Raw genomic sequence first — 19,054 nt, 5'->3', positions numbered from 1 at the left:
TCAGAGAAACGGCAGGCCGGAGGCGGATTCGCCGAGCAGGGCGCGGACGGCGAGCAGCACGCCGGCCGAGCCGGTGCCGAGGTCGGTCGAAAGGCGTAGCGCCTGGTCGCCCAGCGTCAGCAGGTTTCCCTCGTGCGACACCGCGTGCCAGCCGAACCCGGTGAGGTGCTGCCGCAACGCCCGGTCCACCTCGGGGGTGCCGTCGGCCAGGTGCCGCAGGGCCAGTGCCGTCCCGGCGCGTCCGTGGAACAGCCCCGAGTTGTTCAGGAACGGCAGGCACGCGGCGGTCCGGATGTCGTCGCGAGCCGCGCACAGCTCCGGGTCGGGCACGTGGGCGACGAAATCGTGCAGCACCATGCCCAGCCCGCCACTGCCGGTCCCGAGCAGGGGAACCTTGCGCCAAGGCGCCTCGGGTGACGAAGGCACGCCGGGATGCCAGCCGAGGTCGGCCAGTTCGCCGCGCAACGCCGTTTCGATCGGGCCGAGGAGCGTGCGGTCGGCGGTCTGCTCGTACAGCCGCAGCAGGAACAGCGCCGGGCCGGTCGCCCCGCGCAGCAAGCCGGGACGAGGTTTGCCGGGCTTCGAGCCGAGCAGCTTGAGGACGTGTTCGCGGATCCGGCCGGCCTGGTCGAGCCGCGCGAACCGCAGGTAGGTGAGCCCGAGGCCGGAAAGGCCGTCGAACAGCGTCGCGTTCGCCGGGTCCAGCGGTGCGCTCGCGCAGCGTTCCAGCAGCTCCTGGGCTTCGGCGGGGCGGCCGAGCCGGTCCAGCGCGTAGGCGATCCCGGCCAGCCCGTCGTAGAAGCCCGGCCGCGGGTCCGGCAACCGGCCGACGGCGGCGGTCAGCCAGTCGACGTGGTCGTCGGGAACGGGGACGCCCGCTTCCGCCAGCGCCCAGAGCACACCCGCGGCTCCGTGCGCGAAGTTCACCCCGCCACCCGGCGCGAACTGTTCGACGTCACCGGGGAAAAGCCGGTCGGCCCGGTCCGGGGTCGCGGTGTTCAGGATGCCGTCACCGAGCGCGGCGCCCAGCGTGCCGTCGCCCGGCCAGAGTGGTTCGGCGCGGGCGGAGCGGGTCCCCGGCGGATGGGGCGCGGGCCCGAGATCGGCCCAGACCCGGTCGGCGAAGCCCGCCGGCAGCGGGAACCGGCCGGTGACGAGTTCGATGAGCTGGTCGACTTTCCTTGCTTCCCAAGGGATCACGATGGTCAGCGGGACGAAGATCCCCAGCCGGAGACACCCCAGCGCGTAACGGTCGACGGCCGCCCCGGCGTAGTTCGCGGGCGCGCGGTACCCCGGTGCGCCGATGCTCTGCCCGGCCTCCGCTTCGATCTCGCTGGCCGCCTCCAGGTCGATGAAGCCGATCCCGCCGTCGGGACGGAGCAGGATGTTGTGCGGGTGGAGGTCCCCGAAGACGACGCCACGCCCGTGCATCGCCTCGACGCCACGCTCGACCTCGTCCAGGATCCCCAGCGCCCACTCGGCGTACTCGGCGAACCGCGCCGGTGTGCCCTCGCCGGTGAGGAACGGGTTGCGGCGCAGGATCTCCCAGGTGAGGGCCTGGCCGTCGAAGAACTCACGCGCCAGGAAATGGTGCTCCCGGCCCACCCGGTACTCGACCAGCTCCGGCATACAGGACAGGCCGCTGAGCCGTTCCAGCGCCCAGTGCTCGCGACGCAAGCGGGTGATCGCGTCGGCGCCGTCGCCGTCGAGGCCGGCCAGCGGCCGGGCCTCCTTGAGCAGGACGGTGTCGCCGGACCGGGTGTCCGTGGCGCGGTAGACGCCGCCACCGTTCGAGAAGTGCAGCGCCTTCGTCACCCGGTACGGGAAGTCTTCGAGGGTGCCCGCGTTGCGCGCGGCCAGCGGCTCCGCGAGACAGTCCGGCAGCCGCACCCACTCCGGCGGCCGGAAGCCGGGACCGCGGACGTCGGGCACCAGCTCACCGTCCGGATTCCTGATACAGGGCACCAGATCGCCGGTTTCGGACGGGCCCATTTCCGCGACGAAGCCGCCGTAGCGGACGTACAGCGGGCCGGACCGCCAGCGCAGGTCGCTGAGGATGTACGGCCCTTCCTGGCCGTCCAGCAGGTCGCCCAGCTCGGTCAGTATCCGCTCGAAATGCGCTTCGTCGAGCGGGTACAGGGTGACGAACTTGCCGCTGGCGCTGCGGTCGCCGTACTTGCTGTTGCGGATCTTGAGGGTCTCGGCGCCGCGGACGTACTTGAAGAAGATCCCGCCCTCGACGCAGTACTTCCAGACGATGTCGAGGATCGTCTCGGCGTTGTCCAGGCACGCGGAGACGTGGATCTTCCAGCCCTGCCCCGGCAGCGTGACCGCCGGCGGCAGCACCCCGGCCCAGTCGCCGGTGGACCGGGTGCGCCAGCCGTCCGGGAGCGGGCGGCCGGCCGCCGCCCAGGTCTCGGTGTCCGCGGGCGCGGCTCCCGGCAGGTCGTAGAACGCGCGGTCCGCGACACAGAACCGCTGATACCGAAAGTCCATGGCTCCCTTACCCCACTTCTTCCCGCGCACCGAGCGCGGCCAGGATCTCGTGCAGATCGCGCAGTGCGGCCGTCTCCCCCTCGGTGGCGAACACACCACAGGCGTTGAGGACCACTTCGTCCACGCCCGCGTCGTAGTACTTCCGGACCTCGGCGGCGATCTCCTCGGGAGTGCCGGTGGCGAAGATGTTCGCTTCGATGAGCGCTTCGACGCCCTTGACCGGGGCCGCCGGGTCCGCCGCGATCCCGGCGCGGCGCAGCATGTCGGTGTAGTGGTCCGAGCCCAGGTGCGCGCCGGCGGCGACGCGGCCGGCGCGGCGCAGGTTCCGTTTCGGCCGGTCGACCGCGACGTGCACGACGGACACGACCCGCGGCGGTTTCCGGCCGCTGTCCGCGGCGCCGTCGGCGAGCGTGGGCATGATGTCCCCGCTGAGGTACCAGTGCGGCGTCAGCCAGGTGATCGCGACGTCGGCCACCCGTCCCGCGGTCCTCGCCATCCCGGACCGCAGGACACCCAGCCCGATCTCCACCTCGGGCGACCGGATCGGCTCCAGTCCACCGTGGACGGAGTAGAACTCGCCGTCGTGGTCCACGACCTTGCCGTCCAGCAGCCCGCGCATGACGGTCGCGTACTCGCGCACCGCCCGCAGCGGCCGGTCGTAGGGCGCGGGCAGCACCGACCCCTGGAACGACGGCTGGCCCGGCCCGAACCCCGCCACGTAGGGCGCGCCCGAGAGCGCCGCGAGGGTCCTCGCGTCCACGGCCGCGGTGAACGGATGCCGCAGCGGCGTCAACGCGACCCCGGTGCCGAGGGCGAGCCCCGGCACCCGTGCGGCCAGCGCCGCGAGCACCAGATGCGACTCCAGCCGCAGCGACTGGCCCATCCACAGCCGCCGCGCCCCGTGCTCCTGGGCGAACTCGCCGAACCGCACCATCGACCCGGGGTCGGACGGCTGAAGGGGATAGAAAACCGAGGTCTGCACCGTCAAAACCCTTTCCTGGTAAGCACTGTCCGCGCCGAAGCGGCGATCAACCGCTCGGCCAGCGAGAACTGCGCGGTGTGGACGTCCCTGGTCAGCCGTTCCACCCGGCGGGCGTGGCCGGCGGTGCCGCACCACAGCGCCAGCGCGAGGACGTACCGGCCGCGCTGGGGCACCAGCACGAGGTCGGGCCAGGTGGCGCTCTCGCTCACCGCGTCCGACACCGCGCCGATCTCGGCGTCCAGATCCCCGTCCCAGCCGTGCGGCCTGATCAGCTCCCCCGACCGGATAAGCCTGGCGTACCAGGATTCCAGGTCTTCCTGCGTCGCGGCGCGGAACGCGTCGGCGTTCTCCGGCGCGCGCAGGGCGAGGGACGCGTCGCGGGCCTGGTGGACGTCGTCGAAGGACGACAGGACCAGCAGGTGTTTCCGCGGCGTGCGGTTGATCCGGGTGCTGCCGTCGTCGAAGAGCAACGCGGTGGGCGCCATCAGTGTCGTGAAGCGGAGCCCGGCGTCGGCCAGCCGGACCCACAGGTCCCAATCCTCCAGGCCGACGCCCTCGCGCCAGCCGCCCACGCGTTCCGCCAATCCCGCTCGATGCGCCACGCGGGACGGCTCGAACAGCGGCGCGACGAGCTGGGTTTCGGGGTGCCAGTGCATGGTCAGCGGAATCGTCGTGGCGACGGTCCGGTCCTGGAGGTCCCGGCGTTCGAAGCCGGTGGCGACGACGTTCGCGCCGTCGTCGAACGCCTCCAGCAGCCTCGCCAGATGGTCGGGGCGCCAGCGGTCGTCGTGGTCCAGGTACGCGACGAACTCGCCGCGAGCGGCCGCCAGCCCGGCGTTGCGCGGTTCGCTCGGGTGCCCGTGCGGTCCGGTGCGGTGCAGGGTGACGCGCGGATCCGCGGCCACGAGGTCCCGGACGTGGTCTTCGGTGTCGTCGGTGCACCCGTCGGAGACGACGATCAGCTCCCAGTCCACTTCGGACTGATCGCGGACCGAGGCGACGGTGTCGCGGATCGCCGAGGACCGGTTGAAGGCCGGGCAGATCACCGAGAAGCGCGGCTTCACCATCGCCCCGCCGGGGCGAGGTACTTGGCGTACAGCCAGTTCCAGAGCGGCAGCCGCCCGGCGTCCAGTTCCGCCGCCCCGGTCGGCTCGAGGGAACCGCGGGGCGCGGTGAGCTCGTAACCGAGACACGGCAGGCTGATGACGTCGGTCCGCATCGGCGCGAACGCGGAGAACGGCGCCGAACACTCCTTCGCCCGTGGCCCCGCGACGGTCGCCGCGGCGACCTGCTCCCGGTTCACCACCCCGGCGCGATACAGCCGGACAGCGCTGCCGGGCCGGCCGGCGTCCTGGTCCGCCGTGGCGGGCAGGACCAGCTCGACCCGGCCGTGCTGCGCGACGTAACCCCCGGTCACGGTGTACGGCACCGTGACGAACAGCAGCGGTGCGGCGAGGGCCACGGCCACCGCCGACGTCCCGGCGATGATCCGCCAGATCCGCGCACCGGCCTTGTGCGCCAGGCCGATCAAGCCGCTGAAGGCCTTCCAGAACCGGTAGACGAGGTAGCAGGCGCCGAAGCCGAGCACCGACGCGCCGAGCATCCCCAGCCCCTGGAACAGCGGGGCCCAGAGCACCATCGCGCTGCCCACCAGGTAGAGCGGGAAAGCCATACAGGCCAAGCCGAAGCCGACCGACCACCGCTGCGGCAGCTCCCGCGCGTAGCGTCCGCCGAAGAGGACCCGCGCGAGGAACCGGCGAGCGTCGGTCATGGTCCGCGCCCGCAGGTGCGGGAGGTCCAGATGGCTCATCAGGGCGAGGTAGCCGTCGAGCTTCACGAACGGCACGAGGTTCAGCGCACCGGTCGTGTAGGCGAGCACGGCGAAGAGCAGGACGCCGTCACGGCCCGGCGACGGGTCGAGGAACAGCGCGGTGACGGCCGCCGCCCCGGCGATCACCGACTGCGTCACGATCCCGGCCAGCGCGACCCGGACCCGCTGGTCCGTGCGCGGCAGCCGCCAGCCGTCCGAGACGTCGCAGAAGAACGCGGGCGCCAGGTAGAACAGCATCACGCCCATCCGGCTCGGCCGTCCGCCGTAGTAGGTGAGCACCGCGCCGTGCCCGAGTTCGTGCAGCGCGGTGGTCACCAGCAGGCCGCCGATCAGGCCGAGGTAGACGCCGGGCGCCAGCGGGTGCCCCAGCGCGGCCTTCACCTCGGGCATGAGCAGCGCCAGCGCGACCAGACCGCCGAAGCCCGGGATCGCCGCCAGCACCGCCCCCGCCCGGTTCGCGGGCAGCCGCAGGAGCGGCGCGAGGCGCGTCAGCCAGCCCGGTTTGAGCAGGGTGAACTGGACCGTGAGCGGAGGCACGAAGACGACGCGGCGGGTACGGGTCTTCCGCACCGTCCCGTCCGCGAGCAGGCCGCCCGCGGACAGCTTGGCCACCGCGCCGCTGACGTCCTCGGCCGCCCACGGCTGCCCCAGCGCGGCGGCGAGTTCGGCGTGGTCCCTGGCGCCGTCCATGACCCGCATCAGCCGGGCGAGGTCGCTCTCGACCCGGAAGTACTTCGGGCCGGAGCGCTGCACCACCCACGGCGCGCCCTCTCCGGACGGCTCGTGCACCTGGACGTCGCCGGCCAGGCGCGGCCGCGCGAACAACGCCGGGTCCGGCGCGCGGTCGACGGTCTTGGGGCTCATGTGAGGTCCCGGGAGCGCACCAGTCTCCGGGCCAGGTAACCGGCCGCGGCCAGCCAGGCCGCGATGACCAGGCAGGCGAACGGGATCGGGAGCAGGTCCGGCTGGGTGTCGCGGTACACCGAGCTCATCGCGACGGTGAGGAAGTACTTGCCGACTTCGGGCACGAAGCGGTGCAGCGCCGGTTCGACCCCCAGCACCAGCAGGACCAGCGCGGCGACCGCGACCATGTCCTTGCGGAGGATCCAGCCCAGGAACACGCCCCACGCGGCGCCGAGCACGTTCACCGCGAACACGCCGAGCGCGATCAGCCAGGTCTCGCCGGTCCAGAGCGGCGCGTGCCCGTGCCCGGCCAGCAACGCCCAGGCGGAGCCGATGCCCAGCACCAGGGCGAACAGGCCGAACAACGCGCCGGCGGCGAGGCTCACGAGCAGCTTCGCCGCCCACTGCCGGTCCCGGCCGCCGCTGAGCAGCGCGGACCGGCCGATGGTGCCGCCGGTGTACTCCCTGGTCACGAAGACCGCCCCGAACAGCGCCGCGGGCAGCAGCATCGCCATGCTGTTGCGGACCGGCACGTCGGTGAGCTCGGCGAGCGTGGTCGTGCCCGCGTCGAGCTGTTCGACGCCCTGGCTGAGCAGGCCGAGGTTCGACACCAGGACCAGGAAGCCGCCGACCAGCGCGAGCAGCCACCACAGCCGCCCGGTGCGGGCCTTCAGCCACTCGGCCGCCAGCAGGTCCGGGAATCCGGTGGCCATCAGTACCCCCCGGCCCGGTCGCCGACCAGTGCGAAGAAACGGTCTTCCAGCCGCTCGGCGCCGGCCGAGGTGAGTTCGGCGAGCGAGCCGGCGAACCGCACCGTGCGGTCCAGGATCACGACGTCGTCCACGGTCTGCTCGACCTCGGCGAGCAGGTGGCTGGAGACCAGGACGGTGCGGCCTTCGTCCGCCAGCCCGCGCAGCAACCGGCGCAGCCAGCGGATGCCGTCCGGGTCGAGGCCGTTGGCCGGTTCGTCGAGCACCAGCAGTTCCGGGTCGGCCAGCAGCGCGGTCCCCAGCGCGAGGCGCTGCCGCATGCCGGTGGAGTACCCCTTGACCGGCCGGTCCGCCGCCCCGCCGATCCCGACGAGGTCGAGCACCTCGTCGGCCCGCGTGCGCGGCAGCCCCAGCGTCCGGGCCCAGATCCGCAGGTCACGACGGCCGGTCGCGCCCGGCAGCGGGCCGATGCCGTCCATGCTGACGCCGATCCGGTGCGCGGCGCCGGGGAGTCCGGCGTACGGCCGCCCCCACAGCGTCACGGAGCCCGAACTCGGCCGGACCAGGCCGAGGGCCATACGCAGCGACGTCGTTTTCCCGGCACCGTTGCGGCCGAGCAGACCGGTGACCCGGCCGGGCGCGACCGCGAAGGAGACGTCCTCGACGGCGGTCACCGGCCCGTAGCGCTTGGTCAAGCCGTGGAAAACGGCGACGCCGCCGCTCATCGTCCTTGCCGCCGCTTGGCCTGCGCGCCGATGACCGCGACACAGCCCACGAGGGCGACACCGAGGACGACGAAGGCGATCACCATCGCGGTCCCCTTCAGCCACAGCAAGGAGATCGCCATGGCCAGCGCGATGATCACGGGCGCGAAGGTGACCACCGGCGACAGCTTGCGGCGGGATTCGTTCATCGAACTCATGAGTCCTTCCGGGATTCGGTATGCTGACAAGTCCTGTGGTGGTGCCGTGTACGCACCACCACAGGACCTTCATCTCACCAGGTGGATCAGGTGATCACGACGGTGGCGCTGGCGATCCCCATGCCGCTGATCGTCAGGCCGGCCGTGAAACCACCCCAGAAGTCGGGGGCCTCCATGGCCTCCAGCTCCTGCATGCCCAGCTCGAGTTCCGGCTGGACCACGGTGTTCTCCTGCATCTGTTACCTCCCTCCCCATTCCGCACGAGCGGAGGACAGCGATCCGGTGCGGATCAGGTGGCGACGGTCGCGACGCTCACCGCGTAGCTCACGTAGCTGGCCGCGCTGGCCACCGAGACGCCGGTGAAGATGCCTCCGACGGTGTCCCAGAAACCGGGCGCCTCCATGGCTTCCAGCTCCTGCATGCCGAGCTCGAGAGCCGGGCGCGCGAGAGTGTTGTTGTCCTGCATTGGTTTTTCCTCCTCCCCCTCCAGTCGTCTTTCAAGTCCCGCACCGCCGATCACGGCACGGAAGTCTTGGCGGCCGCCGCCGCGTCGGTCACCATGGCCAGGACTTCGGCGGCGGAGAGCCCGCCGAGCATGGGCAGGCCCGCGCCCCAGGACCGGACGACCCGGCGCGCGACCTCGGCGAGCTGCTCCGGCGTCGCCTCCAGCCGGTGGTGCACGCCCCACGAGCCGATCAGCGCCCGCGCGCCCGCGACCGGGTCCGCCGGCAGCGTGAGGTCGGTGACGCGCAGCCGCTCCCACAGCCGGGCCAGCCGCGGCGCCGACCCCAGCCGGGTGTCCCCGTCGGCGACGGCCTGCCACAGCACGGGCAGGAACGCGGCGACCGCGGTCATCTTGCGGACGCCCAGCACCGAGGACAGCTCGTTGGTGACGAGCCAGCCCTTCACCGAGTACGGGCTGCGGCCCTGGTGGACCCAGCCGCTGTGGCTCAGCCCGCTGAGCTTGGCGATCTCGGCCCGCACGGGGTCAGGCACCGCGTCTGGCACGGCGCCGGTCACCGCGGCCCCGACGCGGTGCCCCAGCGTCATCAGCCGCCCCGCGATCGCCTCGACCAGCGCGTCCTCGGTCACCTGGTCGTCGTGGCCGCCGACGTACGGGTTGATCAGGCGGCACAACGCCTCCAGCACCCCTTCGGCGACGAGCTCACCGGGCAGCGTGGCGGTCGCGGCCGGGTCGAGCACCGCCACGTCCGGCAGCAGCGCCTCCCCCATGATCAGCCGCTTGCCCTGCGGGTAGTCGAGGCAGGCCGAGGTGCTGAGCTCCGAGCCCGTCCCCAGCGTCGTCGGCACCAGCACCAGCGGGACGGCGCGCACGATGTGGGGCGGCAGCGCCAGCAGGCCGGTGCGCTGCGGCACGGTGAGATGCCGCCGCGCCGCCGGGTTGTCCCGCAGCGTCGTGGCCAGCTTCGCCTGGTCGAGCAGCGAACCGCCGCCGACGCCGACGACCAGCTCGGTGCCCGCCAGCCGGTCGGCCAGCCCGAGGACGCTCTCGAGCGTGCCGGCACCGGTCAGCACGACGACGTCGGCCTGCAGCCGCGCGTGCGTCAGCTGCCGTCGGATCGTCGCCGCGATGACGCTGTCGGCGACCCCCGAGTCGAGCAGCAGCGTGACCCGCCGCTCCGGCCGCCCGGCGAGCCGGCTCGGCAGCCCGTCACAGCCGAACAGCACCCTGGTCGGGCTGTACAGCACGCCCACCGGGTTCACCGCGACGCGCCCGAGTGGGCAGCGAGACCCGCCCGGACACAGGCCAGCAGTTCCGCGAGGTCCTCTTCGGAGTAGGTCAGCGCCGGGATGAGCTGGAAACCGTTGACCCCCGGGTGCACGAGCGCGCCCGCCCGCCGGATCGCCGTGACGACCTCGGGCACCTCCGCCTGGGGCAGCGGGCTCCCGTCCGGCCGCCGGAGCCGCACCGCGCGGAAGCAGCCCAGGCCGGTGACCGACTCGACGTGCGGGTCCTCGGCCACCAGCGCCGCGAGTTCGGTGTCGAGCCGGGCGGACAGGCGCCGGCCCGCGGCCACCGCGTCGAGGCGGCGCATTTCGTCGATCGTGGCGAGGATCGCGGCGCAGGTGACGGGCGTGCCCGCCTGGGTTTCCCCGTGGCTCAGCATCGCGTCGGCCGCGGTGAAGACCTCCGCGACCCGGCGCGACACGACGACGGCCGAGGCAGCGCTCGTCCCGTTGGTCAGGCCTTTCGAAGTGACCAGCAGGTCGGGCCGGCTCGCCCAGCGCTGGGACGCGAAGAAGCTGCCAGTGCGGCCGAATCCGGTGGCCACCTCGTCGGCGACCAGGAGGAAGCCGTACCGCTCCCGCAGCCGGATCAGCTCGGCCAGGAACTCCTCGCTCAACGGCACCGCGCCGCTGCCGAGCACCGGCTCCACGACGACGGCCGCGATCCGGCTGCCCTGGCGTTCCATCAGCGTGGCCAGCTCGGCCGGGTCGTTCGGCGTGACGTGGCGGACCAGCCGCTGGTCGACGCCGTACAGCCGCTGCCCGAGGTCCTCGCCGGTGAGGGCGAAGCTGCCGAAGGTCAGGCCGTGATAGCTGCCCCGGAGACCGCACACCAGCGTGCGGGCCGTGTCCCCGCGCAGCGCGTGGTAGTGCCGGGCGAGCTTCATGACCAGGTCGTTGGCCGCGCCGCCGGAGGTCGAGAACAGCACCTTGCCGTAGTGCTCGCCGCCGCAGACCTCGACGAGTGCCTCGGCGGCCGCCCGCGCATAGGAGTTCTCGTAGCGGAAGACGGTCAGGTAGGACGCCTTGAGCAACGCGTCGGCCGACGCCTGCGCGATCACCGGGTTGCCGTAGCCGAGGTTGGTGTTCCAGAGCCCGCTGGTCCCGCAGAGCAGTTCGCGCCCGTCGGCGAAGCGGACCCGGACCCCTTCCGCCGAAACGGCGCACAGCTCGTCGTCCCCGTGCTGCGAAGGCGGCAGCAGCGAGGGCCAGAGCGTCATCGGGACACCTCGGCTTCCAGCAGCACCGCGCGATGGCGGTCGCTCGGCGCGGGCAGCGGATGTGTTGTGCGGACAGCGATCCCGGCGTCGGCGAGCTCCGCGACGAGCAGCTCGGCGGGCAGCATCCTGATCGTCGTGGTGTAGACGTCGACCGGACCGGGGCCCGGTTCGGCGGGCAGGATCGTGACCGTGCGGGAGCCGGCTCCGATGTACTCGTACAGCACGTGGCCGCGATCGGTCCGCGGGTCGAGGAACGCCTGCTCGAACTCGACCTGCTCGGCCGCTTCGGGCGTCACCTCCACTGTGGACAGCAGGAAGACCCCACCGGGCGCCAGGTGTTCGCGCACCGCGGCGTAGAGCCCGGCGCGTCCGCGTTCGTCGAGCAAGGAGACGGACGTCGTGCCGAGCACGATCACCCCGAACCGCCGGCCCAGCGAGAACGCGGTCATGTCACCGTGGACGACCGTGCAGCGGTCACGCAGCGCCGGCACGTCACGCAAGCGCGCGGACAGCAGCTCCAGCATGCCTTCGGACAGGTCGAGCGCGGTGACCTCCCGGCCGAGCGCAAGCAGCGGCAGGGTGTGCCGCCCGGACCCCGCGCCCAGTTCGAGCACCGGGCCCGGATGCGGCCGGACCGCGCGGACCAGCTCCCGGATCTCGTGCGTGTCACCGCCCGCCAGGCTGTGGTAGACGGCCGAGCCGTGCTCGTCGTACAGGTCACGCAGGACGACGCCGTCGCCCAGCTCCGCGAGCCGCCGCCCGGCGGTGCCCGGCGGGGCCGGGGGTCTCATCGGGCACCGGCCGGTTCCGCGGTCAGGCGAGCACCGTTCACCAGGTGCAGGGCCTCGCGAGCCGCGGCCTCGGTCAGGCCGAGCGACGACGTCACGTGCCCGGCGGCCGCGTCGACCGAACCGGTGACGAGCAGCGCCTCGGCCAGCTTCCCGGCGTCGAGATCGAGCTTGAAGGTGCGTTCACCGGTCACGTACGCGGCGTCGCGCGTCCACAACAGCAGCGGCAGCTCGCTGGACGTCGCGTCCGCAGGCGAGGGCACTTCGGCGAGCGCGGGCAGCAGGCGGTCACCGAACCCGGAGACCCGCACGTCGAAGGAGCCACGGGCGCGCAGATCGCGGATCCCCGCGACCGCGGCCAGGTACCGGCCCAGCCAAGGACGCTCGGCGAGCGCGCGGGCCCGCTCGGCTTCGTCGACCACCGCGCCAAGGCAAACGGCGCAAGGCTGGTCGCTCTCGGCGTTGATCGCGGCCCATGCCGCCTCGAGCCGGTCGAGCCCGTCACCGATTTCACCGATCCGGCGTCCGCCGGGGGCCGTGCTGACACCGCCGTCCGCGGCCACGTAGAGCCGCGTCCGGGGACCGTCCTGCCGCGGACCGGCACCCAGCGCGGAAAGGTCCGCGAGCTGGATGGCGGGATGGGTGAGGAAATCCGCGAAAACGCCCTCGGCGCGCGCTCGGTCGGCGTCGGCCAGATAAGCGGGGAAATCGCCGGGTTCGGCTATCCGGACCACGGTCGGGCCGAGCACGGAAATGTATTCGCTGACCCCGTACGCCTGGGTCTGCAGATAGAACTCGTCGTTCAGCGACAGTTCCGCGCCGGGTTCCCCCAGCGATCCGCCGTACCCCACGACCACCGGTCCCCCGGCGGGCGCCGCGTCCGCACCGGGGACGAACAGCGTCGTCCCCGGACCGGCCACGTCCGTCGCCAGGACCGCGGCGAGGTGTTCGCCGTTCTCCAGTACCACCGCGCGGCAGAACCGCTGTTCCGCGAAAGCGTCACGCACCGGGTCCCGGCCCAGCGCCCAGCGCATCAAGTCGTGCGAAATCCCGCTCACGAGCCCCAGCTCCCGTTCCCCCATCGAGCACAGGCCTACCCCACCTGCAATGCGGCAATCCTGACAGCCGGCCCCCGGCCGGACCAGTACCTGCGCTCACCCCCGGATGATGAATTATTCACGATCAAAGTTCTCCGGTAGCGCCGGGAAAACCGCCGTGACACGATCTCCGTCGGCGGGTCCCGGGCGAGGGAAGAGAAACCGGAGAAGGTGGAATGACCAATTCGAAACTGGCCATCGGTGCAGTGGTCGTGGTGGGCGCGCTGATCGCCGCCGCGGGGCCCGCGCTGGCGGACGCGTCCGGGCAACCGGCTGTCCCGCAACGGTTTCTGCAGCAGAAGATCGACTGGAAGCCCGGGTTCAAGCCGGGCCAGACCCCGGCCGGCTACCAGGGCAAGCCGGGCGTCGACCGTTACGAGGTCGGGACCATGACCGTCCCGCAGGACTGGCACCATCCCGATGACGGCAAGACGATCACGGTCGCGGTCAGCCGGATCCGCAACGACAACGGCGCCCCGCACGGCAGCCTGGTGATCAACCCGGGCGGCCCCGGTGAGCCCGGCCTGACGATGCCACTGCTGTTCAGCAAGAACGCGCGCACCCGGATGCTCGACAACTTCGAACTCGTCAGCTTCGACCCGCGCGGCGTCGGCAAGAGCACCCACGTCAGCTGCGGCGGCGCGCTGGCCAACGGCGCCGACCTGGACCCGCGTAACCGCAGCTGGGCCAACCTCACCGCCATCCAGGACGCCAGCGAACAGAACCAGCGCGACTGCCAGCGGGCCGAGGGCGACCTCGGCCCCACGATCACCACCGAGCAGACCGACGACGACGTCGACCTGCTGCGCGCCCTGCTGGGCCGGGAGAAGATCAGCTGGCTCGGCTGGTCGGCAGGCACCTGGATGGGCGCGCACTACGCGACCCAGTTCCCGTCGCGAGTGGACAAGTTCGTGCTCGACTCGAACACGGACTTCACCACCGACCTGGACACGTCGTGGAGCACTCAGCCGATGGGGTTCCAGCGCCGGTTCGACCAGGATTTCCGGCCGTGGGCGGCGAAGTACGACAACGTCTTCCACTTGGGAAGGACGTCCGCGGACATCACCGCGTCGTACGAGTGGATGCGGGCCGCGCTGGCCGACCAGCCGATCGACGACCCCGAGCTGGGAAAGATGGGGCCGAACGACCTGGACAGCCTGATCACGCTCAACCTGTACTCGGCGGACAAGCAGTTCGTGAAGCTGGGCAATTCACTCAGCGCGCTGCGGAAGGTCCTCGACCAGCGCGACGGCGGTGACGAACTCGTCCGCGCCAAGCAGCAACTGCAGGCCGGCCTCAGCGAACTGGGCCTGCTCGGCCCGCGTGGCAAGCTCCGGAAGGCGGGCGCCGCCGGGAGTGACCCCCAGGAGCAGGAAGCCGAAAGCACGGTGTTCAACACCATCCTCTGCAACGACACCCCTTGGCACGGCACCCGCGCCTCGCGCATCGTGCAGTCGGCCCGGCTCGGCCTGCGGTACCCGCTGATCGGCTGGAGCTGGGCCGGCCAGATCTGTGACACCTGGCAGCCGCCCGCCGGCCTGGCCCTGCCGACCCCGACCGGCGACGGCCTGCCGCCGGTCCTGATGGTGCAGGACCGGCTCGACCCGGCCACCCCGTACGAAGGCGCGGTCAAGGCCCACGCGGCGTTCGCGAACTCCCGCATGGTGCACATCGACGGCGTCGGCGACCACTGCGTCTACCTCGACGGCGTCCCGGAAATCGACAACCTGGTGGAGAGCTTCTACCTCGACGGCGCCACCCCGCCGCGGGACAGCGATCTCCACGTGCGCAAACCACTCCCGGTCCCGGCCGCCGACGGCAAGACCGACACCGCCAAGGAAAAGGCCGCGAGCAACCCGTTGGTCGACAGCCGGCAGCTCACCGCCGAACTCGCCGGGAAGCTGAACCTCTGACCACCGGCCACAAGAACAGTGGCGAGACAACCTTAGGCTTGGTCCATGGAAGATCTCCACCACGGGGAAGAGTTCGAGCCGGTGCCTGGGCTCTCCCGCCGTGTGCGCCGCATCGCGGACAGCTGCTCACTGCTGATGGTGTCGTTCACCGTCTTCTTCATCGTGATCAACACTGTGCACCACGAGAAGGCCCATCTCTGGGTCTTCACGGTGATCACCGGCTTCTTCGCGGGCGGCTGCGTGGTGCTGAGCTTCGTCGTCCGATGCCTGCACCGGCATCTGCTGGAGGCCGCCCCGTACCTCGCCGTCGCCGTCGCCTGTGACGAGTCGCGGTCGTCGCGGCCGCTTGAGTGAAAGTCGCGGCTTCTTGCACATTCCTCTCGCGGCCGGGCATCTTCGTGCGTCTCGTGCTGCACTGGTGCCATGCCCCTCGACGAGCTTCGCGACCTGCTGCAGCGGCACGCGCGACCCGACGGGACCACCGCCGTCGACGGTGTCCGGATCTGCCGGATCGACCACGCCGGCGACCCGGAATCCTCGATGTCCGGCACGGTGCTGGCGGTCGTCGCCCACGGCAGGAAGCGGCTGGCGCTGGGCGAGCGCGTCTACGAGTACGGCGCCGGCCAGTACCTCGTCGCCTCGGTCGACCTCCCGGTGACCGGGCACGTCATCGACCCCGATCCGGGCCGGCCCACGCTCGGGTTCGGGATGACCCTGGAGCCCGCCCACATCGCCGAGTTGCTGCTGCGGGCCGGACCGGGGGATCTCCCGCGCTCCCCCGGATCCGCGGGCCCGGGAATCGCGGTCAGCGACGCCCCGGACGAGCTGATCGACGCGATTGTTCGGCTGCTGCGCCTGCTCGACCGGCCACGGGACCGCAAGGCGCTGGTCCCGCTGGTCGAGCGCGAGATCCTCTGGCGGCTGATGACCGGGGACCAGGGCGAGGCCGTCCGCCAGCTCGGGCTGGCCGACAGCAGCCTGACGCACATCAGCGGTGCGGTGCGGTGGATCCGGGAGAACTACGCCAAGCCGTTCCGGGTCGAAGAAGTCGCCCGGCTTTCGGGGATGAGCGTCTCGGCTTTCCACCGGAACTTCCAAGCGGTGACGGCGATGACGCCGATCCAGTTCCAGAAGCAGATCCGGCTGCAGGCGGCGAGACTGCTGCTGGCGAACCGCCCGAACGACGTGTCCGGCGTCGGTCATCGCGTCGGCTACGACAATCCGTCCCAGTTCAGCCGGGAGTACCGGCGCCAGTTCGGTACTCCGCCCAGCGTCGATGCCGTGCGCATGCGCGGGGGAACCGCTCCCGCGCTGCCATGAATCCGGCTGGACCGTCACCACGAAACAGGAGCTGAACCATGACCGTGGACGCCGCCGTCCTCCGCGCCCTCGACATCGGACCGGATTCCGCCGCGGCCGAGCGCACCATCGACATCACGACAGTAGGCGCCCGCAGCGGTGTCCCGCGGCGCATCGAGGTCTGGTTCCATCAGGTCCACGGCCGCTGGTACCTGACCGGCCTGCCCGGACCCCGGAACTGGTACGCGAACCTGCGCGCCCAGCCACGATTCGTCGTGCACCTCAAGCACGGGGTGACCGCCGACCTGCCCGCGACGGCGGCACCGGTCGACGACGCGACCCGGCGGCAGGTGATCACCGCCGTCCTGGACCTGCAGAACCGGCCCGAAATCGCGGCCAGGGTCAGCACCCGCCAGGACTTCGACGACTGGTACGCGCACAGCCCGCTGGTCGAGATCGTGTTCGACGACGAGCAGCTGCGGGCCGCCAGCCGCGGCCGCGCACCCGACACCGTCAAGGGAAGAAGCATGAAGTACCGCACGCTGGGCCGGACCGGGATCAAGGTCAGCCCGTACTGCCTCGGCGCGATGATGTTCGGCGCCATGGGCAACCCCGACCACGACGAGTCGATCCGGATCGTCCACAAAGCACTGGACGCGGGGATCAACTTCGTCGACACCGCCGACGTGTACTCCGGCGGCGAATCCGAGGAGATCGTCGGCAAAGCGCTCAAAGGCCGCCGCGACGACGTCGTGCTCGCCAGCAAGGTGCACTACCCGATGGGCGACGACCCGAACCACCAGGGCAATTCACGGCGCTGGATCACCACCGCCGTCGAGAACTCCTTGCGCCGCCTGCAAACCGACCACCTCGACCTCTACCAGGTCCACCGGCCCGACCCGGCGGTCGACGTCGAGGAGACGCTCTCGGCCCTGTCCGGCCTGATCCGCAGCGGCAAGGTGCGCGCGATCGGCGCGTCGTCCTTCCCGGCTTCGGAGATCGTCGAGGCCCAGTGGGTGGCCGAGCGCCGCGGCCTGGAGCGCTTCCGGACCGAGCAACCGCCGTACTCGATCATCAACCGGGGCATCGAACGCGAGGTGCTGCCGGTCTGCCGGCGCTACGGGATGGGCACGCTGGTCTGGAGCCCGCTGGGCCAGGGCCTGCTGACCGGCCGATTCCGCAAGGGACAGCCGCTCGACACCCACCGGTCCGGCGGTATGCCGCAGCACTTCGGCGACGAGCGCAAACTCGACGTGGTCGAACAGCTCATCCCGCTCGCCGAGAAGGCCGGCCTGCCGATGACCCACCTCGCGATGGCGTTCGCGATCGCCCACCCGGGCGTCACGTCGGCGATCATCGGGCCGCGCACCATGGCACAGCTCGACGACCTGCTCGCCGGCGCCATGGTCACGCTGGAGGACGAGGTCCTCGACCGGATCGACGAGATCGCGCCGCCCGGCACCGACGCCGGGCCCAACGACGTGGCCTACACACCGGCAGCCGTCTCGGACGTGAACCTGCGCCGCCGGGACGCCGCCGATCGCTCCGCCGCCTGAGCAACCGTCGTTCGAGCGTTCACGCCCCAAGCGCCGGACTGTCCGATGTGGTCAGTCACTTCGGACAGTCCGGCATAGCTCCGGGTCAGGCAGTCCCGCGGCGAAGGCGATGGAGAGCCGTAGCCGGCGGTCGGTGGGGCCGGCGGAGAGCAGGTCGGTGAGACGCAGTTTCTGCGGGTCGGTCGGCTGGAAGTACATCGGCAGCACGGGTTGCCGCCCCAGGGCGGCCAGCCGCGGGTCGGGGTCGTGGAGGAGTTCGAGATCGGCGATGACCGCTTCCCAGCCGCCGCGGTGCCGGTGGATCCACCAGGCCCGGCGACGAAGTTCCGGGGCGGCCGCGGCCTTGAGCGGGGCCAGGTCGGCCAGGGACCACAGCTGGGGGCTGCCGGCCAGGACCTCGCTCGCCAGCCTGGCCACTCGCGAGTGGGCGTCCGCCACCGACCGGAACAGCGACGGGACGTCCTCGGCGACGGCGCGGCCCCGGAGCAAGGACAAGCCGGCTTTCCGCAGCGGAAGCTCCGCGCTGTGGACGAGGTCCACGATCTCGGGGCGGTCGATCGTGGTTCCGGTCTCGACGAGCCCGGTGTAGGCGCGAGCGCGCACGCTCGCCTCGGCGGTGGAACGCGCGACCGCGGCGTAGACGGTGGCCGGGTCGTGGCCCATTTCCTGCCACCGTTGGCGCGCCCACAACCGCACCACCACCGAGCGGTCGACGAGCAGCCGCCGCACGTCGGCCGGGTCCAGCTGCGCGGCGGTCAGCTTCACCAAGCCCAGTGCGCGGCTCTCGGCCGAACGGCCGCGGAGCAGCACCCCGGCGATGACTTCGGGCGCCGCCGCGTCGGTGATGACGCCGATGAGCAGCCGGCGGACGATCTGGTCCCGCTCCCGGGGGAACGACCTGACCGCGTCCGTCAATCCGAGCAGCCCGGAGTCGAAGCTGCGCCGGAAGGCGACGCGCCGGAGTTCGTGGTCCGCGGAATTCCGCAAGCGGGCCCACACCTCGGCCTCGCCGTATTCGGCGGCCAGCGCCCGCAGATACTGCGCCAGGACCTCCGAGCCCCGCTCCCACCGCTCGATCCGGCGCAACAGCGGCACGATGTGCTCGGCGTGCTCCACCGTCGACCGCCGCAGCACCTCACGCACGGCCAGCTCGCTGATCACCCCGACGTGGTCGCTGACCCGGATCGCCAGCACACGATCGCTCACCGGGTCAGCAGAGGTGATCAACGACCGCACGGCGCGCTCGCGCACGTATCCGTCCGGGTGCAGGGCGGCCAGCGCGGCGACAACAGGCTGGGGGCTCGCCAGAACTTTCCGCTTCCATAACCGCGACTCCCCCAGCGCCGGCCCTTCATAGCGGTCCCGGCGGGCGTGGTCGTCGATCCGCAGCAGCTCCCGTGCCGTGACCGCGGTGAGCCAGGCCGTGGTCTCGGCCAAGGCGACCCGGTCGCCCCGCATGGCCGCCACGGCAGCGTTACTCAGCCGTTGACGGATCTGTGATGGGGTGAGCATGCCGTCGATTCTGGTGGTTCCGTGGCCGGCGGTCATCCGAAATAGCCTCGAGGTCACCCGTGACGGCCACCACGGC

The 19,054-nt window shown here is 71.8% G+C and carries 18 protein-coding genes and 1 pseudogene; 5 read left to right on the top strand and 14 right to left on the bottom strand.

Translation table 11 applies throughout. The features are described 5' to 3' along the window. The 13 genes from lanKC to mpaB all read right to left on the bottom strand — a co-directional run bounded on the left by lanKC (window position 1) and on the right by mpaB (window position 12,683). Window positions 1-2,496 (bottom strand): class III lanthionine synthetase LanKC, encoded by a 2,496-nt coding sequence (gene lanKC, locus OG943_RS09140; protein ID WP_328609271.1) that lies wholly within the window; start codon window positions 2,494-2,496, stop codon window positions 1-3. Between the two features lie 7 nt (window positions 2,497-2,503). Next, complete coding sequence (locus OG943_RS09135) at window positions 2,504-3,478, bottom strand: LLM class flavin-dependent oxidoreductase (protein ID WP_328609270.1); 975 nt, start codon at window positions 3,476-3,478, stop codon at window positions 2,504-2,506. A 2-nt stretch (window positions 3,479-3,480) separates the two neighbouring features. Beyond that, window positions 3,481-4,545, bottom strand: coding sequence for a glycosyltransferase family 2 protein (locus OG943_RS09130; protein ID WP_328609269.1), 1,065 nt, complete (start codon window positions 4,543-4,545; stop codon window positions 3,481-3,483). Then, window positions 4,539-6,173, bottom strand: a complete 1,635-nt coding sequence (gene mpaP, locus OG943_RS09125; RefSeq protein ID WP_328609268.1) for a daptide biosynthesis intramembrane metalloprotease — start codon at window positions 6,171-6,173, stop codon at window positions 4,539-4,541. Before mpaP ends, OG943_RS09130 begins: the two co-directional genes overlap by 7 nt. Next, entirely contained in the window at window positions 6,170-6,925 is a 756-nt protein-coding gene (locus OG943_RS09120) for a hypothetical protein (RefSeq protein WP_328609267.1), read from the bottom strand. Before OG943_RS09120 ends, mpaP begins: the two co-directional genes overlap by 4 nt. Further along, a complete protein-coding gene (locus OG943_RS09115) occupies window positions 6,925-7,647 on the bottom strand; it encodes an ABC transporter ATP-binding protein (RefSeq protein WP_328609266.1) in 723 nt (240 codons plus the stop codon). The genes OG943_RS09120 and OG943_RS09115 overlap by 1 nt, the downstream gene beginning before the upstream one ends. Further along, a complete protein-coding gene (locus tag OG943_RS09110; protein WP_328609265.1) occupies window positions 7,644-7,835 on the bottom strand; it encodes a hypothetical protein in 192 nt (63 codons plus the stop codon). The genes OG943_RS09115 and OG943_RS09110 overlap by 4 nt, the downstream gene beginning before the upstream one ends. A gap of 95 nt (window positions 7,836-7,930) precedes the next feature. Further along, entirely contained in the window at window positions 7,931-8,080 is a 150-nt protein-coding gene (locus OG943_RS09105; protein ID WP_328609264.1) for a daptide-type RiPP, read from the bottom strand. A gap of 53 nt (window positions 8,081-8,133) precedes the next feature. Continuing rightward, window positions 8,134-8,310: a daptide-type RiPP gene (locus OG943_RS09100; RefSeq protein WP_328609263.1), complete on the bottom strand. Its 177-nt coding sequence runs from the start codon at window positions 8,308-8,310 to the stop codon at window positions 8,134-8,136. 50 nt (window positions 8,311-8,360) lie between these two features. After that, window positions 8,361-9,560 carry a daptide-type RiPP biosynthesis dehydogenase gene (gene mpaC, locus OG943_RS09095; RefSeq protein WP_328609262.1) on the bottom strand — a complete coding sequence of 400 codons (1,200 nt, stop codon included), beginning with the start codon at window positions 9,558-9,560 and terminating at the stop codon, window positions 8,361-8,363. Between the two features lie 5 nt (window positions 9,561-9,565). After that, window positions 9,566-10,813 (bottom strand): daptide-type RiPP biosynthesis aminotransferase, encoded by a 1,248-nt coding sequence (mpaD, locus tag OG943_RS09090; protein WP_328609261.1) that lies wholly within the window; start codon window positions 10,811-10,813, stop codon window positions 9,566-9,568. Next, window positions 10,810-11,604, bottom strand: coding sequence for a daptide-type RiPP biosynthesis methyltransferase (gene mpaM, locus OG943_RS09085; protein WP_328609260.1), 795 nt, complete (start codon window positions 11,602-11,604; stop codon window positions 10,810-10,812). The genes mpaD and mpaM overlap by 4 nt, the downstream gene beginning before the upstream one ends. After that, window positions 11,601-12,683 (bottom strand): daptide biosynthesis RiPP recognition protein, encoded by a 1,083-nt coding sequence (mpaB, locus tag OG943_RS09080; protein WP_328609259.1) that lies wholly within the window; start codon window positions 12,681-12,683, stop codon window positions 11,601-11,603. Before mpaB ends, mpaM begins: the two co-directional genes overlap by 4 nt. Before the next feature lie 191 nt (window positions 12,684-12,874). On the opposite strand from mpaB, the gene OG943_RS09075 reads away from it, so the two are divergent. From OG943_RS09075 to OG943_RS09055, 5 genes and pseudogenes are all read left to right on the top strand, one after another. After that, the gene (locus OG943_RS09075) at window positions 12,875-14,611 is read left to right on the top strand and encodes an alpha/beta hydrolase (protein ID WP_328609258.1); all 1,737 of its coding nucleotides are present in this window, start codon (window positions 12,875-12,877) and stop codon (window positions 14,609-14,611) included. Between the two features lie 45 nt (window positions 14,612-14,656). Then, window positions 14,657-14,965 carry a hypothetical protein gene (locus tag OG943_RS09070; protein ID WP_328609257.1) on the top strand — a complete coding sequence of 103 codons (309 nt, stop codon included), beginning with the start codon at window positions 14,657-14,659 and terminating at the stop codon, window positions 14,963-14,965. Window positions 14,966-15,034: 69 nt separating this feature from the next. Further along, window positions 15,035-15,931, top strand: a complete 897-nt coding sequence (locus OG943_RS09065; RefSeq protein ID WP_328609256.1) for an AraC family transcriptional regulator — start codon at window positions 15,035-15,037, stop codon at window positions 15,929-15,931. A 38-nt stretch (window positions 15,932-15,969) separates the two neighbouring features. Then, window positions 15,970-16,254, top strand: a pseudogene (locus tag OG943_RS09060) (nitroreductase/quinone reductase family protein); the annotation flags it as partial. A 183-nt stretch (window positions 16,255-16,437) separates the two neighbouring features. Further along, entirely contained in the window at window positions 16,438-17,466 is a 1,029-nt protein-coding gene (locus OG943_RS09055) for an aldo/keto reductase (protein ID WP_328612035.1), read from the top strand. A gap of 51 nt (window positions 17,467-17,517) precedes the next feature. Here the strand turns inward: OG943_RS09055 and OG943_RS09050 are convergent, their stop codons facing one another. Next, a complete protein-coding gene (locus tag OG943_RS09050) occupies window positions 17,518-18,978 on the bottom strand; it encodes a hypothetical protein (protein ID WP_328609255.1) in 1,461 nt (486 codons plus the stop codon). Window positions 18,979-19,054: the final 76 nt, after the last annotated feature.

Origin of the sequence: Amycolatopsis sp. NBC_00345 (assembly GCF_036116635.1) — a bacterium.
Classification (GTDB): Bacteria; Actinomycetota; Actinomycetes; order Mycobacteriales; family Pseudonocardiaceae; genus Amycolatopsis.
Note: the sequence above shows the minus strand (reverse complement) of the source record. Positions and strands in the feature narration are given on the sequence as shown.

Coding starts and splice junctions, on each gene's coding strand:
- OG943_RS09120 (WP_328609267.1), bottom strand. CDS start 6,925: ATGGCCACCGGATTCCCGGACCTGCTGGCGGCCGAGTGGCTGAAGGCC.
- mpaD (WP_328609261.1), bottom strand. CDS start 10,813: ATGACGCTCTGGCCCTCGCTGCTGCCGCCTTCGCAGCACGGGGACGAC.
- OG943_RS09130 (WP_328609269.1), bottom strand. CDS start 4,545: ATGGTGAAGCCGCGCTTCTCGGTGATCTGCCCGGCCTTCAACCGGTCC.
- OG943_RS09110 (WP_328609265.1), bottom strand. CDS start 7,835: ATGAACGAATCCCGCCGCAAGCTGTCGCCGGTGGTCACCTTCGCGCCC.
- OG943_RS09100 (WP_328609263.1), bottom strand. CDS start 8,310: ATGCAGGACAACAACACTCTCGCGCGCCCGGCTCTCGAGCTCGGCATG.
- OG943_RS09050 (WP_328609255.1), bottom strand. CDS start 18,978: ATGCTCACCCCATCACAGATCCGTCAACGGCTGAGTAACGCTGCCGTG.
- OG943_RS09115 (WP_328609266.1), bottom strand. CDS start 7,647: ATGAGCGGCGGCGTCGCCGTTTTCCACGGCTTGACCAAGCGCTACGGG.
- lanKC (WP_328609271.1), bottom strand. CDS start 2,496: ATGGACTTTCGGTATCAGCGGTTCTGTGTCGCGGACCGCGCGTTCTAC.
- OG943_RS09070 (WP_328609257.1), top strand. CDS start 14,657: ATGGAAGATCTCCACCACGGGGAAGAGTTCGAGCCGGTGCCTGGGCTC.
- OG943_RS09105 (WP_328609264.1), bottom strand. CDS start 8,080: ATGCAGGAGAACACCGTGGTCCAGCCGGAACTCGAGCTGGGCATGCAG.
- mpaM (WP_328609260.1), bottom strand. CDS start 11,604: ATGAGACCCCCGGCCCCGCCGGGCACCGCCGGGCGGCGGCTCGCGGAG.
- mpaP (WP_328609268.1), bottom strand. CDS start 6,173: ATGAGCCCCAAGACCGTCGACCGCGCGCCGGACCCGGCGTTGTTCGCG.
- mpaB (WP_328609259.1), bottom strand. CDS start 12,683: ATGGGGGAACGGGAGCTGGGGCTCGTGAGCGGGATTTCGCACGACTTG.
- OG943_RS09065 (WP_328609256.1), top strand. CDS start 15,035: ATGCCCCTCGACGAGCTTCGCGACCTGCTGCAGCGGCACGCGCGACCC.
- OG943_RS09075 (WP_328609258.1), top strand. CDS start 12,875: ATGACCAATTCGAAACTGGCCATCGGTGCAGTGGTCGTGGTGGGCGCG.
- OG943_RS09055 (WP_328612035.1), top strand. CDS start 16,438: ATGAAGTACCGCACGCTGGGCCGGACCGGGATCAAGGTCAGCCCGTAC.